Raw genomic sequence first — 19,669 nt, 5'->3', positions numbered from 1 at the left:
AATCTTCAAAGAGGCACTTCGGGCGTTGCCTTGTCGTAGGGCGTAGGTCGTAGGTAGGAATGAAATCGCGAAAACGAGCTGACAAAGCCAAGCGCACGACCCTGGATGGAAGGGCCATCCGCAATGCCCTCTTCTCCTTCCCAAATCTGCGCCTCGGCTTGAGCCGGGTAAGGCAGATGCTATCTGCTAAGGAAATAGGTCCATTTATATCAGAGTACTGGCGAATCCCTTCGGTGCGTTCGCAAATCGTAAAGCTTCCCTTTCCCTCAGCCGATGCGCCAGCGACTAAAGAATATGTTCTGGCGAGGACTTCCATTGAAAAAGCACTGGTGTGGGACGCCTGCGCTTTGCGACAGTACGGTGATCAGCTTGGAAGGTTCTCTAACCTCGAGCGGGAATTCTACAACCAATTAATGGGCGGCAAATTGGCGGCTGCTGCGCTCACCCTGGACCGCATCAGCGCCGAATTCGGACAATCGAAATGGCTCATTGAACAGAAGATTCACCTTCTATCTGAAATTGGCGACATTACACAGCTCGAAGCTTTTGTGAGTTCTGTGGCTGCAAATAGCGACAATGGTGTAGCTGAACTTATAGCGTGGTTTCAATCGCAAAAGGTCGATCCTGAAGTATCAATAAGCCGATTTTACTCATATGCGGATCGGTATGCGCAGGCCATCAATGATGACTCTGGCTACGGAGCGTTTTTAAGGTGGAATATCGATAGATATCATCGCTTCGATGTTCAAAACATAACTGGGATTATCGCATTTAGCGAGACGTCGTCAGTCATAGACAGATACGTCGCACTAAAAGACGTTCTTTCACGGCTAATCGCGTTGGGTCAGAGCATCCCAGAGGTCGCTCTCCCCGACTTATCGATGCTTGCCAATGCGTTGCCTGGCAGCGATCTATCAAATATCATCGCGATTGCAGATGGAGCCCGAAAAGATACTCCTTTAGCAGAAACTGCCGAGCTTGAAATCTTCGACGAATATTCTTTGGGGCGATATGAGAGCGCGCTACAGAAGTGCCTAATCATTCTGACAAGCGAGCCGTCTAAGGCGCACCTTTACGAGATTTGTGCGCGATCATTTGGTCGTTGCGAAGATGCACCCGCGCTCGACCAGACCGCTCCTTGGGCTCGGATTGTTGCCGATATGGCAGCGATATTCCTCAGAAACTCCTCTTACGAAGAGGCGCTAAATCGCTTACAGCGCACCTCTCACGTCGCCACGGTCCCCTACGTCGTTTGGGCTACGGGTTCATTCCTGGCCCGAGAGGTTGAGCCGGACAAGGAAGATCATTGGTCGCAAGTCGATGCTCAATCGGCAGCGTGTAGCCAAACTGGATCCCCCTGGCACTGGGCGGCGCTGGATCGAGCCTTCCCCGATGCTGCAGCCTTGGGGCGCGCCTATAGATCCAATCCAAACTCTTCTGCGATCAGACTTCAAAGGGCCCTTGCGGTCCTCGCCGAGAGCGACCTGCAAGCTGCAGTCGAGCTTGGCGTACCCGAAGTGCGGATCGACATATATCGAGGCCATCTTGCGCGAAAGAGGGGCGAGTTTCGCCAGGCCGCTGAAGCGTATTCTCGCGCACTCAAGGCGAATTGTATGCCCGACCGCTTGGCTGCCGCCAAGGGCAAGGCCGTCTGCCTTCGCGCGCTCCAGGACCATACAGATGCACTGGCCCTAGTGGCCACCCAGTGCCTGGAAATCCCAACCTCTTACCGGCTGTTTGACCTTCCTGCATTGCTGCTGGAAACCGAACGCACGGGCCTTCCGGCAGCCTACTCGACCATTGCCCTTCCAATTCTATATAATATCTACAGCAAATATTATGCTGCAGACCGCGATATGAAGAAGTCGGACTCGGCCGAGGAATATGTATTTGCTAAAGGAGCCCGTTTACCTTCAGAGCTTGAAACACCCGAAGGCGAGATCGCGCTTTCGGAGCATGTATACTTTCTGCGGTATGTTTGCACGCCAAGAGCGATAGATCCTTTTATCGACCTTGAAAATACCTCAGCCGTTGAGCTTGAACGGATCGCAATCTGCCAGAAGCTTGCAGAGATCGATCCGGGCGATCTGGACGCCTACACAGATGAAATTCGCGAAATTACACGTCGTCGCATCGTGCGCGAGCGGCTAAAGCAGGTTGAAAAGAGTAAAATATTCGTCGATGTTCCAAATATAAAGCGGAATGCGGAAAAGCTACTGAAGGAGAACTACTCGCGCTTTCAGGAATCCATATCGCGCCCCGACTATGACCAGGCATTTATCGGAATGGTCAAGACGATTAGAGAGCTCGTCGGTGACAAGGAAAATATTGTTCACTTTCCAGATCATCCGATTGATGAGCGTGAGCAATCCTTCCGGAAGCTATGCGGTGAGGTCATAAATCTCCTACTTTTGAGCCAAGAGTATGGATTCAAAACATACCTAAGCACGCGCATCAAGCACGGAACTTTGGCGGCTCAACTATCAAGCCCATTTTCGCTCAACAACCTGCTTTTGGAAGCAAACGACGGCGTATACACGCAGAGTAACTATTGGCAAAAACAATTGTCGTTAGACGATATGCAGGCCGCGACGCTGCATTTGCTTATATCGGAATTTTCGCGAGACATAGATGGTATAATTGAGTCCCTCAAGGATCAAAATATCCAAATACTAAGCGATGCATTTCCGGAGGCTTGGCTGGATTTTACCTTCTTCCGCAACGAGATCCTGTTTCTGCAAGCGCAAATTGATACCGGAACTACGTTTGAGCAGTTCTTCGACATAGTGCTGACTCGGTTCTGGCGAGCCTTGAACGATAACCTGACAAATGTTCGCTCCAAGCTCGATGGAGTCGTAAAGCCCGCTTTGGCTCAAAGGTTGGACCTGTTGCAGCAGGAGGTGGTGAAGTCCCTACCTGGCGCATCGACGGCCCCGCTGCACTCAGCAATCGCAGCGGCCCGCACCGAGGCGCAGAACTCTGTTGATGTGATCATCGGCTGGTTCAAGCTGACACAGGCAGCGGATCGACCGGACTACGAGTTTGGGATCGCGGTCGATGTGGCGGCTGAAAGCATCAATAGTTGCTTTAAGAGTAAGCAGATTACTGTGGTCCGCGATATAGAGGTTAACCGCGAACTGAAAGGCACAACGCTTGAGAGCATGGTGGATATTCTTTTCATTCTATTTGAGAATGCCATCACACACTCGCATGGAGGCAGCGGCTCCACGGTGACCTTGCGTGCTGCTGGCGGGGAGAATGTGCTGCTCTTGGAAGTGGAAAACAGCGTTATTCCACAAACTGATTTCGAGCCACTAAACGTCGCCCTTCGTGAGCGTCTAGGCAAAGTCTCATCCGCATCCGGGCAAGCCATGGTCGCCCAGGAGGGTGGATCTGGATTTCCAAAAATCGTCAAAATACTGAAGCACGACCTAAGCGGCACAAGCGTTATCAGGGCTAAATTCGTAAATAGCACGACATTTAGAACTGATATTGAATTTGAGAGTGCAAGGATATTCATATGATCGTCGCAGTTATTGAAGATGATGCATTTAAGTGTGCGAAGATCATCGAATTTTTACGCGAACAACTTCCCGATGCAGAGTTCCGGACGGCCCGCTCCTACAAATCCGGACTGCGAACGGCTATATCGAGTGATCTAGACCTTATAATCTTGGATATGACCCTCCCCAGCTTTGATATTAGCGTCGATGAGGAGGGCGGGCCTCCACTTGTTTACGGAGGTCGTGAGCTCCTTCGTCAGATGAAGAGGCGTGCGGTCGCAACTCCTGTAATCGTCGTCACTCAGTTCGAGCAATTCGAGACCACCGGCGACGCCGTGACGCTCGATGAATTGACGAGCGAAATGAAAGAGGAGTTTTCGGACATACTCATAGACTCGATTTACTATAACCCCACTCAAAGTAGGTGGAGAGAACTTCTTAAATCGGCAGTGTCTATCGTGATTGAGGGGCATTCACGGTGATTTCTATCCTCATAGTTGAAGACAGACCTGAAAAACTGAAAAATATTGTAAACGCCGTTCAATCCGTACCTGGCATTGTGCAAGAGGGCATCTTTGCCGCTGAGTGCGCGCAAACGGCACGACGTTTAATGTCCGAACGGCGCTTCGACCTTCTAATCCTGGACATGCATCTGCCGCCACGGCTTGGCGATGAAGCAAGAATGGATGGTGGGCTTGAGTTGTTGCAGAGCCTGAGGGAGGGCGGCCGGTTCAAGCCGCCGTTCCATATTGTCGCGTTGACCGCGTTTGAAGAGGCGGAACGCCTTTCCAGAAGTGAAATGGAACTCCAACTCTGGAGTACCCTTGTTTACGAGGAAAACGGTGGTGGTTGGCGAGATCGGCTGCGCGCAAAAATTCGCTATCTAATAGAATCGAAACGATCTTTGGTCGAGGAGGCGTCCTCCGAGAGCTTAGTACGCCTCGCCGTTGTCACTGCGCTCGGCGAAGAGTTCGACGCGGTGATAGCCGCCATGCACGAGGTCTCTGAGCGGCAATTCCCCGGCGATCCCACGTCATACTTTGAGGGTGTATTTCGAGAGGGCGAGAAGGCCATTTCTGTTGTCGTCGCCACCAGCAACCGCATGGGCATGGCGGCGGCGGCAACCCTCACTACTAAGATTTTATCCAAGTACCGGCCGAAATATATCGCCATGGCTGGCATCGCTGCGGGCATACCAGGAAAGGTTTCGCTCGGAGATATTTTGATAGCCGACCCATCTTGGGATTGGGGTGGTGGAAAATTTGAAGTCGTAAAAGGTACGGCAAAGTTTTCCGCAGACCCAGAGCAGCTCCGCATTGATGCAAAACTTCGAGCCCTGCTCGTACGCGCGTCTAGCGATGCTAATACATTATTTCAGATTCGCAAAAACTACCGTGGGCCTCAGGTAACCTACGATTTGCGAGCGCATGTTGGAGGCGTTGCTTCTGGCGCTGCGGTGATCGGTGATGGCGCGGTGGTTGAATCAATTCGCGAGCAGAAGCGAAAAATGATTGGGGTCGAGATGGAAGTTTACGGGGTAATGGTTGCTGCGGACAATTCAGCCGACCCGAGGCCCCTAGCATTTTCGGCGAAGAGCGTGAGCGATTTCGCGGATACTGACAAAGGTGACTCAAACCGTCATTATGCTACCTACACAAGTGCTGCTTTTATCCGGGAGTTTGCGCTTAGTTACCTTTTGGATGACCTAGCGGTGAGATTTAGTCGCTTGGGACCCGCCTAAATCCTTCTCGGGAAAGGGATCGAGCAATTTCCAGAGGGACTCAAGCGTCTCGTTCTATCCACTAGGTTAGTACGCATACAAAGTAGACTTATGGCGGACTATCGCGAAGAAAGCTTAGATCTTCGCCGCGAGCAATTGTCGTTCCCGGCCAACTCCCGCCCTAAAACGACGGGGATAAACCGACGCTGGCAAAGGCCGGCCGCCTGCGCCGGAAGCGGACATGATGATCGTCTGTTCAGGGTGGATTACGGACCTAAGGCCCTTCGACTTCGAAGCCCCGCTTGCGCAACATTCGCGGCAGTCCGTCCGGCCCAGCCAAGTGTGCGGCCCCGACCACCACTAAAACGTTGTCACCTCCATTCAACCAAACATCGATCTGCTTCAACCAGCGTCGGTTTCGATCGACGATCAGGTCGCGATATTGCGCGTCAGTCATGCTGGCGCGGATGCTGGACAGCAGTCCATCTGGATCGCCCTCAAGCCAGAAATCCAGCGCCTTATCGTAAGTCACGCTTCCCGGATCATTCTCCAGCATGGCTAGCGATCTTTCGAGCGATGCGATTTGCTCAGCGCGAGATGCTCTGGATCTCGCCGTAAGTGTTTCCGCAGAGGTCTCCAGTCCCACAATGCGCGTCCCCGCTTTAGCGCTGGCCGCGATCTGCCCCTCGACTCCTTGTGCCATGGGGGCAGAACCTCGCCGTACAGACTTAATCGTCATGTCCGCGAGCCATGGTTGCATGCGATTTACGGCGGCAATCGGCAGCTTGGCCCCAATCGCGATCCGCTCCAGCCGCTCGCGTCCACGCGCGCTCATCATCGCCAACAGGCTGTCGCCTGGCGGCAAGCGGCCTTGCTCGGCCATGTGACGGACGGTGTCGTCGTCCGATGCAGCGTCGGCATGGATTTCGAATGCGATGACATCAGCGCGGGCCACCGCATCTTCCAATGCCTGGGTCCGCCAATGTATTTGAGGCGGCAGTTGGTGAACCGAGCCGAATAGCATGACCTCCCCGCCGCGGCCGCGCACTCGCCATAGGCCTGGCGCGCCGGAGCGAGGCGGCGCGGGCGCGCATCGGGCGGCTAGTTTCATTGCGGCATCGGAGCCAGGGCCAGCAAAGTCATGGGATTGGTGGGAGAGCGCCACCGTGATCCGGCTCGCGAGGCCAAGATCTTCGAACCAGCCCGTCGGCGGGTCGAAACTCGCCTGAAGAAGGGGGTCGTCGACCTTTGACACGCTGTGAGCTGTTACAAGTTTTCCATCCAATTGCACGGCGACGTCTCCGGCTGCAGAACCCCTAAGATAGTGTGTCCCCACCACGACTTGGCCGGCATCGCAGCTCAGGGTCAGTATTGTGACTTCTGAAAGACTGTCGTCGCCTTTCAGTAACAGGCCTTTTTCTGTTTCCCGCCATGAGCCACCGATAGTCGTTCTACTCTCCGCTTGGACATGGCTTCCCGAGCAGGTCCAGGCGGCGACCAGGGCGATCAGAAAACGGGCGTAAGGCATGCTCGACTCCACATCCGACCGATCAAACGTTTCACAACCTGAACGCAAGCGCCAGCACGCGTCCGAACGTCTGTAGCGGGTCGAAGTTTGCCATGGGCTTCTGGCCCGTATCCGGACCTTCAGATCACGACCGCCAGGCATTGTCGGTCTCGGTGCATTCCCGCCCTAAAACGACGGGGATAAACCGACGCTGGCAAAGGTCGGCCGCCGGCGCCGAGAGCGGACCTGCTGATCGTCTGTTCAGGGTGGTTGGCGGACATGGGCTCCAACCATTGTCAAAGTCGCCTATGCACCGTGAGCGGAACTTGGATCCGCTCCAGTACGCGGACGGTCGCCGTCTGCACGAGAATGGTGTCGTGCATTTGAACGTCAGGGCGACGCCTTTACAGGGCCGATCGTCACGCCACTACCGCTGCGCCACCCAGGGGTGAAACTCTATTGCGACAATCGCTGGAGTCGCGCATGGGTTATAGCTTAGCTTCGCCTTGGGCCGGTGGCTCGATGAGTCTGCTGACTATGGGTGGGACTTGATAAAACACGCAGAGACGGAACGCGTCCCCCACCAGCAGTCCGCCGGTCAGGGTGATATCGTGAGGCTCGAATGGCCGGAGGGATCCTCTGGTCCTACACTCGGCGTGATCATCAATGCCGATTGCGATCTTGCGAACCGCAAGACGGACGGGGTCGTCGCGATACTCCCGATCTATCCGTTCGATGACTACCTGGCGCAGTTCTGGGCCCCAGGTCATGTTGCTGAAGTTGCCGCGCAAGCCACACAATCCGTCTTGGATCTCATTGATGATGAGGACGGTTCAGCCTTGCAGGACTGGCTCAGGGACACCGATGCTGAACAGGTAGCGGATGCTTTGACACAGCGAGCAGGTTTGAAGAAGGCCCAGGCCTTGAAGCTGGTGAGCGAACTTGAGAGGCTCGCAATCTGCCTCGCTGCCGACAAGACGTTCATTGCCCGCTTCAAGGAACTCTGTCGTGCAGCGCAGAACCCTCAAGCCTATGCTCGAACACAGATCACCAGCGCAAAGAAGACGATGGGTGAGGGCCATTTTTTCATCAGCGACCTAGTCGATCATCCTGCCGTTGGGTTCGTAATCAGGATGCGACGGATCTACACCCTTCCTGATCAAGACCTGTTCACCTCCACAAGCGCGCAGCGGTCAGGCAGTGGTGGAGACCAGGCCACAGCGGTGCGTGTCGCCCGTCTGACCCCCTTATATCAGTTCAAGGTCCTTCAGGTGTTCGCCCAGCAATATTCACGCATCGGACTACCCGACGAAATCAGTGCCCTCGGCACTTTGGCGATTGATGACCTGGTCGCGACGTTCACCGGAGCTGCGCAGTGAAAGCCCTTGTTCTGACGCCAAAGACCCTCTTCCGGCTATCGCAGTTTTCGATTGAGGGGGACTGGTTCAAGGAATTCGGACTACCGGATGAAACAGGGATAAAACGGGTTGTCGTAGGCGCGATCGTCTACCTTCTCGAAAGAGAGCTGGAGACGGACGATACTCCGATCGTCGTGCTTAACCTCGGAGTCGACGGCTTGTTCTCCGACGAAGCGACGCGGGGCGCGACACTCGAGCGCATAATCACGACAGGGCGATCGATCTTCACGGATAGCGTGAGCATTCCCACCGGCTGGAAGAAGCATCACGAGGGGAGCCTCTTCTCAATGCTGGCAACGTCTCGCAACCTCGGTTGGCGCGCCAGGATTCACTTTGACATGAACCCAAGAGGTTCAAAGGATCTGTTTGGTTTTGCTCGGACGACAGACACAGTTCCATTCGGCGATATCGACCGTCATCTTGAAATCTACGATGAAGCGCGCGCTCATCTCGTCGATGCGGTGTTGTCAGTGTACGAGCCCGCTCCCGCTCCAGCCAGCTCCGGCTTGGGCATCACTCTAAGTCAGCGCCTTCCGCAGGGCTTTGTTCAGGGGGCGACGCTAGATCAATGGTACAAATCCAAGCTGACCTCCGAACAAAGAAGTTTCGTCGACAAGCCTCACGACGGTCCGGTCCGACTGCGCGGTTCGGCGGGGACGGGCAAGACAATCTCGCTGGTCATTAAGTTCCTCCGCGACGCGATCGGAGCCGAGAATGACGGACGAGCGGTCAAGTTCGGATTTCTCACCCACAGCTTTGCCTCGGTGGACCTGGTGACCTCGATTGGCGAAAGCCTCGATCGCCAAGGCCTATTCTACGGAACCGGCAAGAACGTGAAGCTGGAGGTCAGAACGCTTTATGATCTTGCCCACAAAAACCTGAACTTCGAACTCGATCAGCTCGACCCTCTCTCTCTGGACGGCCGTGAGGGGCGACGACTCCAGCTGGAGCTGATTGAGTCAGCATTGGCGGAGGTCGCCAAATCTGCTGTCGCCAGCGCGCGTTTCCAGACCATAACACCCGCCATCAAAGAACGGTGGGACGAAGCTGTCGCCAAGGCGAACAAGCGCCTCGTGGTTGAGATCATGAACGAGTTCGCCAGCGTGCTCGACGCAGAAGGCATCCGGTCGGGAGAAGAGAAGGGCGAGCGCTACGCCAAGGGGACGACGGCCCGCCCCGCTTGGCTCATGGATCTGCCGACCGAGCTCGACCGTCGCTTCATCCTAGACGTCCACAAGAGATACCGGAAATACCTTGGCGACATGAACACGCTGAGCGTCGATCAAATGATCGGCGACTTTGATTCATTCCTCGATTCCAACCGGTGGGACCGCATCCGCAATCGCGAAGGCTATGATGTTCTGTTCGTCGATGAACTGCATCTGTTCACGTCGGTCGAACGCCAGACGCTACACAAGCTGATCAAGCCTAGCTTCGAGGACGGTGGTCGCCCGCGACGCCCCCCTATCTTCATGGCCTATGATCTCAAGCAAAGCCCTAGAGACACCTTCGCCGACTATTGGGAAGGCGATCACAACCTCTTTGGCGTCTCGACCGGCCTTCAGGGGGCAGACCTAATCAAGCTTGAGACGGTCTTCCGATACACCCCTCAGATCGCAGAGTTTCTAGCGGACCTCGACGCCTCCTTCCCGGCCATCAATATCCCAGAAGAGTGGGACGCCTATTGCGGCAAGGCGGAACTAGGGAACGGTGAACGCCCCACTCTGACCGTCTTCACCGATGAAGTGACACTTTTCAGCACAGTCTTCAATGCAGCCCAGGCGATTGCGCGCTCGACACCCGGAGGCGGCCGCCGGGTGGCTGTACTCTGCGCGAGCGAAGAACAGTTCGACAAATATCTGGTCGCGGCTGCAGGGCAATTCGCCGGGAATCATATCGCGATCACCAGCCGGGAGCCGTCTTCGCAACTCCGACACGCAGGCAAGCGGTTTGTCTTCAGTATGCCGGAGTACGTCGCCGGACTGCAGTTCGACACCGTTTTCCTGATCCATGTCGATGCATCTGAGGCTCCACTCGACAGTTCCAGCGGAATGAGACGGCGCTTCGTCTCCAACATCTATCTAGGTGCCAGTCGCGCTGAAAACACACTCAACCTCATCGCCTGTCTTTCACGTGGCGGAAAGTCCGACATCCTCGATATCGCGCTCGAGCGCCACAGCCTCGCGGAACTTGCACCGCCCGTGCCGAAGACGCGCCGAACCTGAAGCCTTCCGTGCCGTAGAGCGAACGTTGCAAGCGCCTCGGCGGCTGCCCAGAAGCAGACCTTTCCAAGGTCAGCAATAAGTTAGGTTTATCCGATCAGTGAGGCCAACCCAAAGGTCTGACAGGGGTGGTGAACCGTCGTTAGGGCATGTTGTACTTCGCGTACCCAGCCCTCGACTCTCGGTAGAGGGTTGGTAGGATGACCGCCTTTACGGCGATGCGCCTTAAGCTATTGCGCTGAGGCCTTGAGGGGGCAGACGTGCAACGAATCGACGGTGCGTATCTATACAAAATGGGTGCCGTTATCCGGCCTGTCAGCAATATCGCTGAGCAAGACACAAGTACGATTGATCTATTTCTTGCGCTGTCTGCCGTTAGGCACGAAATAAAAGAATTTATACATTCAAGTGTATTCAGCGGAAGTTTAAAGACCGTCTTGAATTCGGCGAATGTTCTATTGGCTGAAATAGACAAACTGGTCCCAGAGCCAGCTTCCGACACTGATTGGTCTGAGGTAGTCCCGGGCTGGAACATTGGCAGCCTGAAAGCAGTATTCAGAACGTTTGAAGCAGTTCTTCTAGAATAACTGCAGACCTTCGCGCTCTATCATGTCGCCCCCAAGGGTGGATTGGACACGGCCTGCCTGACAGATCGTGGCGAAGCGCTATTCCCCGCCGACTTGATTAGGAAAGTTCCAGAGGCGGTTCCAGACGTTGTTGTTGGGGCGCGCTGCATGGCCTTTGGCTTATGGACGGCGATGGGGTTTCATTTCCACAGGGCCAATGAAGCAGTTCTGAGGCGCTACTATGCTTCAGTGATTGGCACTACCAAGCAACCAAAATGCCTAACCTTGGGCGCTATGATAAAATCCAAGAAAGACAATAAGGTTGGGGACGTAAATATAATCGCCGCCCTAGATAACATCCGGGAATTTCATCGCAATCCAATCGCACATCCAGACCACGCTCTGGAAACGGAAGAGGAGGCGCTAAGCTTGTATGCGGCCATACGCGCGGCGGTAGGGTACATGCTTGGCAAGCTCCCCCTCGTGGCCCCCCTTACTACGATCCCTTCAACGCCGTTGAGTTTGGCCCCGTAGGGGCGAGCCGATAGAAGGCACCCCAAGCTGGGTGTGTTCCGACAGGGTCCGCGCCCGACACCGGACATTCGACCTCCAGCCCGGCGGACATAGTTAGGGGCCGCAACGGGTCGAAGTTTGCCATGGGCTTCTGGCCCGTATCCGGACCTTCAGATCACGACCGCCAGGCATTGTCGGTCTCGGTGCATTCCCGCCCTTGTGGCGGGAACCCCTCGCGCCGTCGCACGGGCAGGGGTGGGGCGCGCCAGCGCGCCGCACCGTTGGCTGAATCAGGGGTTCCCGCCACAGGGGCGGGAATGACGGACGTCGGGGGCGCTGGGAAGATTGGTAGCTCGGCGGAGCACGCTATATTTCCTCCATGACCACGAGCCCCCAAGACCTCACCGCCTGGCGCGCCCGCATCACCCGCCCCGCCGGGCCCCTCGGCAACGCCTCTCGCGCCGTCCAGCGGCGGATCAACACCCTCATCCCGGAGAAGGTCCACGCCGCCATCACCGCCGCCATGTCGGGGATGACCAAGGCGATCCTGACCGGGGCCGACTTCACCACGGCGTCGCCGCTGCTGGGCGCCAGCCTGGAGGACCGCGAGGCCAAGGTCACAGCCGCCATCGACGGCTGGAAGACCGCCGCGGGGGCCGAGGGCGGGGCGGCGGGGCTGGGCGGGTTCGCCCTGGCCCTGGCCGATTTCCCGCTGCTGATGAGCTTCAAGTTCAAGCTGCTGGCGCAGATCGCCGCCCTCTACGGCCATGACGGCCGCGTGCTGAGCGAGCGGCTCTACATGCTGCACATCTTCGAGTTGGCGTTCTCGGACGTCGAGCACCGGATCAAGGTGCTGGCGGCCATGGACGACTGGGACGCAGCCGAGCATCCCGCAGACCTGAAGGACTTCGACTGGCGGTCGTTCCAGCAGCAGTATCGCGACCACATTGATCTCGCCAAGCTGGCCCAGATGCTGCCCGTGGTCGGCGCGCCGGTCGGGGCCGTGGTCAACTGGCGGCTGACGGCCCATCTGGGGAAGACGGCGATGATGGCCTACCGGATGCGGTGGCTGGCGACGAGGCAGGGCGAGGTGGTCCCCGCGCGCTGACGGGACACGCCCTTGCGGTGGTCCTCAACGCTCGCACGGAACCCAGGCCTGATGAGCCCGGCGGGTCGGTCGGGGACACGTCGCAAGGGCTTGTCCCCAGTCTCGCGGTGGTCAGACCCATGAAATCACTCGGCTAAATCTTTATTCCCAGCAGTCACTCCGGCCACCCGTATCCTTGTCTTACCTCGCCGCACCGGAAAGGGCGCATGGCCAGCGACCGATGCGGCGGCGGGGGGCGATCGAGCGGGACTGGGCGTGAGGGGGTTACTCACGTGTGTCCGGGGAGCCTGGCGTTGCAGGCCCCGCCCGCCGTCGGCGTCAGCTGGGGAATCGGCGTGCGTGTCTTCTGGATCCGCGTCCCCCGGCGCCGGAGCTCGTCGGAAACGGCGAACCGGTCATCCGGCTAGGCCTTAACAGGGCCGCCTACCGGACGCGGACGGATAACGATGGCGCGGAGCGATCGGCTTCGTCGAAACGGTACACACTAGACAACACTCCGGACGGTGTCCGGCGCTCCGCGACCCTTTCCACCTCTTCAGCGGCCGTCCGCGTGAAGTCCTCCCCCCGTGGCGGAGATGTCGGCGAAGCCGACGGTGGGAGGAGTAGTCGGACGATGGCCAGACCCGATCATCAGCCGCAAACCTCCCCCCACCGGTCGCTGCGCGACCGCCTCCCCCACGGGGGGAGGACTTCCGACCCAGCCCAGAATCCTTGACATCGCCGCCCCCCCATGTCCCTTTCCGCGCCTCGCAAATCGCCCCTTCGAAGACGCTTTTCCATGACGACGATGCACGCCTACCGCTCCCACACCTGCGGCGCCCTGCGCGCCAGCGACACCGGCGCCGGTGTGCGCCTGTCGGGCTGGATCCACCGCAAGCGCGACCACGGCGGCCTGGTGTTCATCGACCTGCGTGACCATTACGGCCTGACCCAGCTGGTGCTGCACCCCGAGACCCCGGGCTTCGCCATCGTCGAGCGTCTGCGGGCCGAGAGCGTCATCAAGATCGACGGCGAGGTCGTGGCCCGCGACGCCGCCGCCGTGAACCCGGGCCTGCCGACCGGCGAGGTCGAGATCCGCGTCACCGCCGTCGAGGTGCTGAGCGAGGCCGCCGAGCTGCCGCTGCCGGTGTTCGGCGAGCCAGATTACCCTGAGGAAATCCGCCTCAAGCACCGGTATCTCGATCTGCGCCGCGAGACCCTGCACAGGAACATCGTGCTGCGCAGCAAGGTCATCCAGTCGATCCGCTCGCGGATGTTCGGCCAGGGCTTCAACGAGTTCCAGACCCCGATCCTGACCGCGTCGTCGCCGGAAGGGGCCCGCGATTTTCTGGTGCCGTCGCGCCTGCATCCGGGCAAGTTCTACGCGCTGCCCCAGGCCCCGCAGCAGTTCAAGCAGCTGCTGATGGTCAGCGGCTTCGACCGCTATTTCCAGATCGCCCCGTGCTTCCGCGACGAGGACCTGCGGGCCGACCGCAGCTTGGAATTCTACCAGCTCGACGTCGAGATGAGCTTCGTGACGCAAGAGGACGTGTTCGCGGCCATCGAGCCGGTGATGCAAGGGGTTTTTGAAGAGTTCGCCAACGGCAAGCGCGTCTCGACCTATCCGTTCCAGCGCATCCCCTATCGGGAGTCGATGCAGAAATACGGCAGCGACAAGCCGGATCTGCGCAACCCCATCGAGATGCAGGACGTCTCGGAACACTTCCGGGGCGGCGGCTTTGGGCTGTTCGCCAAGATCCTCAGCGCCGATCCCAAGAACGCCATCTGGGCCATCCCGGCCCCGACGGGCGGCAACCGCGCCTTCTGCGACCGGATGAATTCCTGGGCGCAGGGCGAAGGCGCGGCGGGCCTGGGCTACATCTTCTGGCGGGCCGCCGACGAGCACGGCAATGAAGAGGGCGCCGCGGGGCCCATCGCCAAGAACATCGGCGGGGAGAAGGCCGCGGCCATCGCCGCCCAACTGGGCCTGAAGACTGGCGACGCCGCCTTCTTCGTGGCCGGCGATCCCGCCGTCTTCGCCAAGTTCGCCGGCAGCGCCCGCACCCGGGTCGGGACCGAGCTGAAGCTGGTCGACGAGGACCAGTTCCGCTTCTGCTGGATCGTCGACTTCCCGATGTTCGAATGGAACGAGGACGAGAAGAAGGTCGACTTCTCGCACAACCCGTTCTCGATGCCGCAGGGCGAGATGGCGGCCCTGGAGAGCCAGGACCCGCTGTCGATCCTGGCCTACCAGTACGACATCGTCTGCAACGGCTACGAGCTGTGCTCGGGCGCGATCCGGAACCACAAGCCGGAGATCATGCTCAAGGCCTTCGAGGTGGCCGGCTACGGCGCCGAGGTGGTCGAGGAGCAGTTCGGCGGCATGCTCAACGCCTTCCGCTATGGCGCCCCGCCCCATGGCGGCTTGGCCCCCGGCATCGACCGGATCGTCATGCTGCTGGCTGAGCAGCAAGCTATCCGGGAAGTCATCGCCTTCCCGCTGAACCAGCAGGGCCAGGACCTGCTGATGAACGCCCCTGCCGAGGCCGCCGAGCGGCAATACAAGGAACTGCACATCCGCTCGGCCCCGCCGATCAAGGTGTAGCGGAATAAAAAAGCCCTCCGGTCCATTGGGATCGGAGGGCTTCCTGATTTTCAGGCCAGGTCGGGCCTAGTATTTCGGCTCTTTTGGCGGCTTGGGCGGACTAGGGGCCCGGGGCGGCTTGGGCGGCTTGCTCAGCGCGGCGGCGGCCGCGACCACGGCGCGATGGGCCTCGGCCTGGGCGCGCTGGAAGTCCTGGCTGACCCGGATGTTTCGGTGGTCGCCGGAACAGTTTCGAACGCTCAGCCCGGCCGGCAGGCGGGTGCCTTGGTCACCGCAGGTTTCGTCGAGCTGGTCCTGGTCCAGGCCCTTGGCGCCCGACAGATCAGCCCCGCCGAGATTGGCGCCCGACAGGTCGGCGCCGCGGAAGTCGGCCCCGTTGAAGATCGCGCCGCGCAGGCCCGAGCCGTTGAACTCGGCATTTCGAAACACCGCCCGCTCGAAATTGCCGCCCATCAGATTGCTGGCGTTCAGCTCGGCCGAGGTGAAGTTCGCGCTGCGGGCGTTGACGCCCTGCAGATTGGCCCCGTTCAGCTCGCTGCTCGACAGGTTGGCGCGCTCCAGATTGGCCCCGACGAAATTGGCCCCTTGCAGCTCGGACGACGACAGGTCGACGCGGCCCAGGTCGGCGGCCTGGAAATTGGCGCCGCTGCTTTCGATGCCGGACATCTTGGCGTCGGTGAAGATGGCGTGGACGAAGTTGGCGCCGCGCATCTCGGCGCCGCGCAGGTCGGCCCGCGACAGGTCGGCGGCGACGAAGTTGGATCCGAAGAAGCTGGCGCCGCGCAGGTCGGCGCCCATCAGATTGGCCTTGGCGTAGTTGGCGCCGGTGAAGCGCGCGCCGGTCAGCTTGCGTCCCGCCAGTTCGCAGTTCACGCAGGTCCCGCCGAGCGAGATCATCCGCGGAACGTCCTTGTCCTCGACCCCGGCATGGGCTTGGGCGCCAAAGACGGACAGGGCCAGGGTCAGGGCGGCGATAGTGATCCCCAATCGGGACATCGAGACCTCCAACTCGGTCAAGAATAAGCGACCGTGTGAGTTACGATTTGGGGCCGCGAGGCGCCCAGCGCCACTTAAATCGCGGTAATGACGGAAGTTTAACGGCAGGTGGGCAGCGACAGGCCTCGCGGAAGGCGGGTCGAATCGTCGCCGCAGGCGCGGTTCAGTTGGAGCTGGGTGAGGCCTGCGGCGCGGTCCATCTCGGCGCCCGAGAAGTTGACCCCAGCCAGGGTGGCGCTCCTGAAATTGGCTCCTTCCAGATAGGCCCCGACGAAGCTGGCGTTGGTCAGGTTGGAGCCGGCGAAGCTGGCTCCGCCAAAGACGCCGCCGTAGAAATTGACGTCGCGCAGGTCGCCGGCGGCGAAATTGGTGCGGTTCATCTCGGCCAGGCTTAGATCGGCCTGCCGCAGCCGGGCGCCGGCCAGGTTTTTGCTCTTGAGCACCGTGTTGCTCAGGTCGGCCTGGAACAGGTTGCAATGCGGGCAGTTGGCGCCGGCCCGGACCTTGGCGATCTGGCTGGCGTTCTGGGCTGCAGCCGGGACCGCGAAAGCCAGGGCGGTGACGGCGAGGAGCGAGGCGATCGTTTTCATGCAGGCACGCGTCTTTCGGCGGGAAAGTCGATTAAGCATGGCCCTGCAAGCTTAAGGCCAAGCAAACGCGGGTTCCGACGGGGCGCCACCTTTGAAGGCGTTAGTTGATAATGCCGTCGCTGCCGCTCCGGCCGTTGGCCTGGGTTCCACAGCTGTCACAGACCACCAGCCCGCCCTTGCGGCTCAGCGCCAGGTCGCCGCAGGCGGGGCAAACCTCGCCGGAGGCTCCCGACGCCGGCGCTTCGTCGGTCCGGCGGCCGCCGAATGGCAGGAACACCAGGTTGTCGGGCGCCGCGCCGCGCGAGAAGCCCTTGGAGATGAATTTGCTGGCGGGCAAGGGCTCGGCCTCGCTCTCGGCGACGCCCTCGCCACGGCCCAGGCCGTCGGCGTTGAACTCGCCAGGGTCGGCATTGGCGAGGTCGTCCCGGTTCAGATAGGAAACCCCCAACTCGCGGAAAATATAGTCGAGGATCGAGGTCGCCGAACGGATGGAGTCATTGCCGGTGACCGGTCCGGCGGGCTCGAATTTCGTGAACACATAGGCTTCGACATATTCGTCCAGCGGCACGCCGTATTGCAGGCCGATCGAGATGGCGATGGCGAAATTGTTCATCAAACTGCGGAAGGCGGCGCCTTCCTTGTGCATGTCGATGAAGATCTCGCCGACCTCGCCATCCTCGTATTCGCCGGTATGCAGATAGACCTTGTGGCCGCCGACGGCCGCCTTCTGGATATAGCCCTTGCGGCGGTCGGGCAGCTTGCGGCGGGCGGGGCCGCCGCGCTGCACGATCCGTTCCACCACGCGCTCGACGATGCGTTCCTTGACCACAGGCTTGGATTCGGGGGCGGTTTCCAGGGGACGCGTCGGCTTGGCCGCCTCGACCTCGGCCTCGGGCAGGGCCAGCGCGAAGCCGATGGGCGGCGCAAGGCGGTTCAGACGCAGGGCGCGGACTCCAGCCCGGGCGGCCGCGGCCTGCAGGCGCGCGGCGTCGGCGGGGCGAGCGTCGAACGGCAGGTCCAACGGGGCCGGGGCGGCCAGGCAGGTGAAGGTCTCCACGGCGGCGATCATCGCCAGGCGGTCGGCCAGGACGGGCGTCTCAATGGCGGCGAACAGGGCGCGGATGTCGCGGTCCAGGCCCTCGCAATCGGCCAGGCGGCGGGCGCCGAGGGCGTGGCGCTCTGCGGCGTCGATCTCGACGGGCGAAAAGCCCGCGAAGGCCAAGGTGTCGAAATTCGGATCAGCGAGCGCGCTGGCGGGCGCGCCAAGCACGTCGCCGAGGAAGCCCGCGCCGATCACTGCGGGGGCGAAGGCGGCGCGCAGGCCGTCGGCGTGGCGCAGGGCGTCCTCGGCCAACTCGATCTCGTGGGCGGTGAAGCCTCGGGCCTGCAGCGTCATATGGTCGATGGCCGGCGCCTCGGTCAGGGTCCCGTGGCCCATGGCGTGGCGCCGGGCGGCGTCGAAATCGGCCCCCGCGCCGGTCAGGCAGGCATGGGCGGCGGCGCTGAAGGTCGGGATCTGAAAGCCGTCATCGGTCTGGGCGGTGGCGATCGAGGCCGCGGCGGCGGCATGGCCCAGGGGCTTGCCGCCAAGGCGCAGGGCGGCTTCGGGGTCGCTGAAGGCGCTGATCAAGCGGGCCGAGCGCAGGCCGTGCTTGCGGGCCAGGCCATGGGCCACGGCCAGGGCGGCGGCGGCTTCGGCGGCCAGCGGCGAGCGCAGGGCGGCGGCGCGCACGCGGCGCTCGGCCAGGCTGCGCAGCAGGGTCTGGCGCTCCTGGGCGAAGATCGGATCGACCCCCAGCAGGGCGGCCGCCTCGGCGCTCGCGCTCAGCGCCGCGCCGACGGCCAGGGCCCACAGGGCGGAGGCGGCGTCGCGGCCCGTGTCGGTCGCCACGGACAGGCCCTGGGCCAGCAGCCAATCGCCGACCCCCGCGAGCCCCAGTTCAGCCGGACCTTCGCCGCGTTCGAGTTCCAAGGCCGTGGCCCAAAGACCGACCACCTGGTTGAAGCCTTCGAAGTCGAAAGCTCCGTCGTGTTGGAAGGCGGTGACATCTATGGCGGCCCGGAGGGCGGCGCCCCGGGCCAGGCTTTCCGCGTCTTCCGGCGACATGGCCAGGACCAGGGCGCTGGTCTCCCAGCCGACCTGGGCGGCGAAGCTGGCCGCCTCGTCGACCGCCGCGACGGCCTGGCGCGAGGCCGAGGCGACCAGCGGGGCGGGGGGCGGGGTCTCGGGATCGATCAGGGCGGTGGAAGAAGCTCCGGCCAAGGCGATCGCGTCGAGGATCATCCGGTCGTCGGCGCCCAATTCACGAGCCCGGCGAGCGGCGCGGCCCAAGGCGGTGTTCTTGAGGGGATCGCCGCAGGCCTTGGCGTCGCCGTGGCAGCGCGCAACGGCGTCGCCGACCTGGGTCAGGGCCGCGTCCAGCCGCGCGGCGGCCCTGGCGGCTAGTTTCGTCGACCGGACCTTGGCCAGATGACCCTCGGCGAAGCGCTTGAACTCGATCTCGCTGATGTCGGCCACATGTTGCGAGGCCACCCGATCGCCGGCTGGCGTGGCGACCCCGGTCAGTATGGTGGCCAGCAAGGCCTCGCGGAAGGCCTGGGCGTCGGCCGCATCGCCAAACAGCCCCTCGTCGAGCCCGACCTGGGTCAGGCGATCAGCGTAGCGAGCGGGGCCGCCGCCTAACGGCTGATCGAGTTCGAGGGGGCCGTCCATCCAATCCAGCCAGGCCTCGACCCGGGCGTCGGTCCAGTCCCCGGGCGCGAGCACCTCGATGACGCAGTCGCTGCGTTCCAGGTCGCGCGGCTCCATCCTGGGGTCGGGGCCGGGATGTCGGGACTGAATGCGCATGAACGATTCCGCGACCTGAGCGCCAAGAATGGATCATCCTAGTTCGCTCCACAGGCGCCTTCAATAGATGTGGGGCGTCGCACCCCCTTGATCC

Annotated in this window: 11 protein-coding genes; 7 read left to right on the top strand and 4 right to left on the bottom strand. The window is 60.7% G+C overall.

Annotated elements, in window-relative coordinates; all coding sequences use genetic code 11:
* Window positions 1-59 precede the first annotated feature (59 nt).
* From ACP7AG_RS01870 to ACP7AG_RS01860, 3 genes are read left to right on the top strand one after another with little or no spacing between them, the layout of a single operon-like run.
* Complete coding sequence (locus tag ACP7AG_RS01870; protein WP_426029593.1) at window positions 60-3,524, top strand: tetratricopeptide repeat protein; 3,465 nt, start codon at window positions 60-62, stop codon at window positions 3,522-3,524.
* A complete protein-coding gene (locus tag ACP7AG_RS01865) occupies window positions 3,521-3,985 on the top strand; it encodes a response regulator (protein WP_426029592.1) in 465 nt (154 codons plus the stop codon). The genes ACP7AG_RS01870 and ACP7AG_RS01865 overlap by 4 nt, the downstream gene beginning before the upstream one ends.
* Window positions 3,982-5,244, top strand: coding sequence for a response regulator (locus ACP7AG_RS01860; RefSeq protein WP_426029591.1), 1,263 nt, complete (start codon window positions 3,982-3,984; stop codon window positions 5,242-5,244). Before ACP7AG_RS01865 ends, ACP7AG_RS01860 begins: the two co-directional genes overlap by 4 nt.
* A gap of 253 nt (window positions 5,245-5,497) precedes the next feature.
* Here the strand turns inward: ACP7AG_RS01860 and ACP7AG_RS01855 are convergent, their stop codons facing one another.
* Window positions 5,498-6,751 (bottom strand): TraB/GumN family protein, encoded by a 1,254-nt coding sequence (locus tag ACP7AG_RS01855; RefSeq protein ID WP_426029590.1) that lies wholly within the window; start codon window positions 6,749-6,751, stop codon window positions 5,498-5,500.
* Window positions 6,752-7,386: 635 nt separating this feature from the next.
* On the opposite strand from ACP7AG_RS01855, the gene ACP7AG_RS01850 reads away from it, so the two are divergent.
* The 4 genes from ACP7AG_RS01850 to aspS all read left to right on the top strand — a co-directional run bounded on the left by ACP7AG_RS01850 (window position 7,387) and on the right by aspS (window position 15,141).
* A complete protein-coding gene (locus tag ACP7AG_RS01850) occupies window positions 7,387-8,109 on the top strand; it encodes a hypothetical protein (protein ID WP_426029589.1) in 723 nt (240 codons plus the stop codon).
* Window positions 8,106-10,373: a hypothetical protein gene (locus ACP7AG_RS01845; protein WP_426029588.1), complete on the top strand. Its 2,268-nt coding sequence runs from the start codon at window positions 8,106-8,108 to the stop codon at window positions 10,371-10,373. The genes ACP7AG_RS01850 and ACP7AG_RS01845 overlap by 4 nt, the downstream gene beginning before the upstream one ends.
* Before the next feature lie 1,455 nt (window positions 10,374-11,828).
* Window positions 11,829-12,557: an EcsC family protein gene (locus ACP7AG_RS01840; protein WP_426029587.1), complete on the top strand. Its 729-nt coding sequence runs from the start codon at window positions 11,829-11,831 to the stop codon at window positions 12,555-12,557.
* A 778-nt stretch (window positions 12,558-13,335) separates the two neighbouring features.
* Window positions 13,336-15,141 (top strand): aspartate--tRNA ligase, encoded by a 1,806-nt coding sequence (gene aspS, locus ACP7AG_RS01835; RefSeq protein WP_426029586.1) that lies wholly within the window; start codon window positions 13,336-13,338, stop codon window positions 15,139-15,141.
* A gap of 66 nt (window positions 15,142-15,207) precedes the next feature.
* On the opposite strand, the gene ACP7AG_RS01830 is transcribed toward aspS, so the two are convergent.
* The 3 genes from ACP7AG_RS01830 to ACP7AG_RS01820 form a co-directional block, all read right to left on the bottom strand.
* Entirely contained in the window at window positions 15,208-16,137 is a 930-nt protein-coding gene (locus tag ACP7AG_RS01830) for a pentapeptide repeat-containing protein (protein WP_426029585.1), read from the bottom strand.
* Window positions 16,138-16,235: 98 nt separating this feature from the next.
* Entirely contained in the window at window positions 16,236-16,727 is a 492-nt protein-coding gene (locus tag ACP7AG_RS01825; RefSeq protein WP_426029584.1) for a pentapeptide repeat-containing protein, read from the bottom strand.
* 100 nt (window positions 16,728-16,827) lie between these two features.
* Window positions 16,828-19,575: a ribonucleotide reductase gene (locus ACP7AG_RS01820; RefSeq protein ID WP_426029583.1), complete on the bottom strand. Its 2,748-nt coding sequence runs from the start codon at window positions 19,573-19,575 to the stop codon at window positions 16,828-16,830.
* Window positions 19,576-19,669: the final 94 nt, after the last annotated feature.

Source organism: Caulobacter sp. DWP3-1-3b2 (assembly GCF_049896325.1).
In the GTDB taxonomy this organism is placed as follows: Bacteria; Pseudomonadota; Alphaproteobacteria; order Caulobacterales; family Caulobacteraceae; genus Caulobacter.
This window is presented reverse-complemented; position numbering and strand designations above follow the sequence as displayed.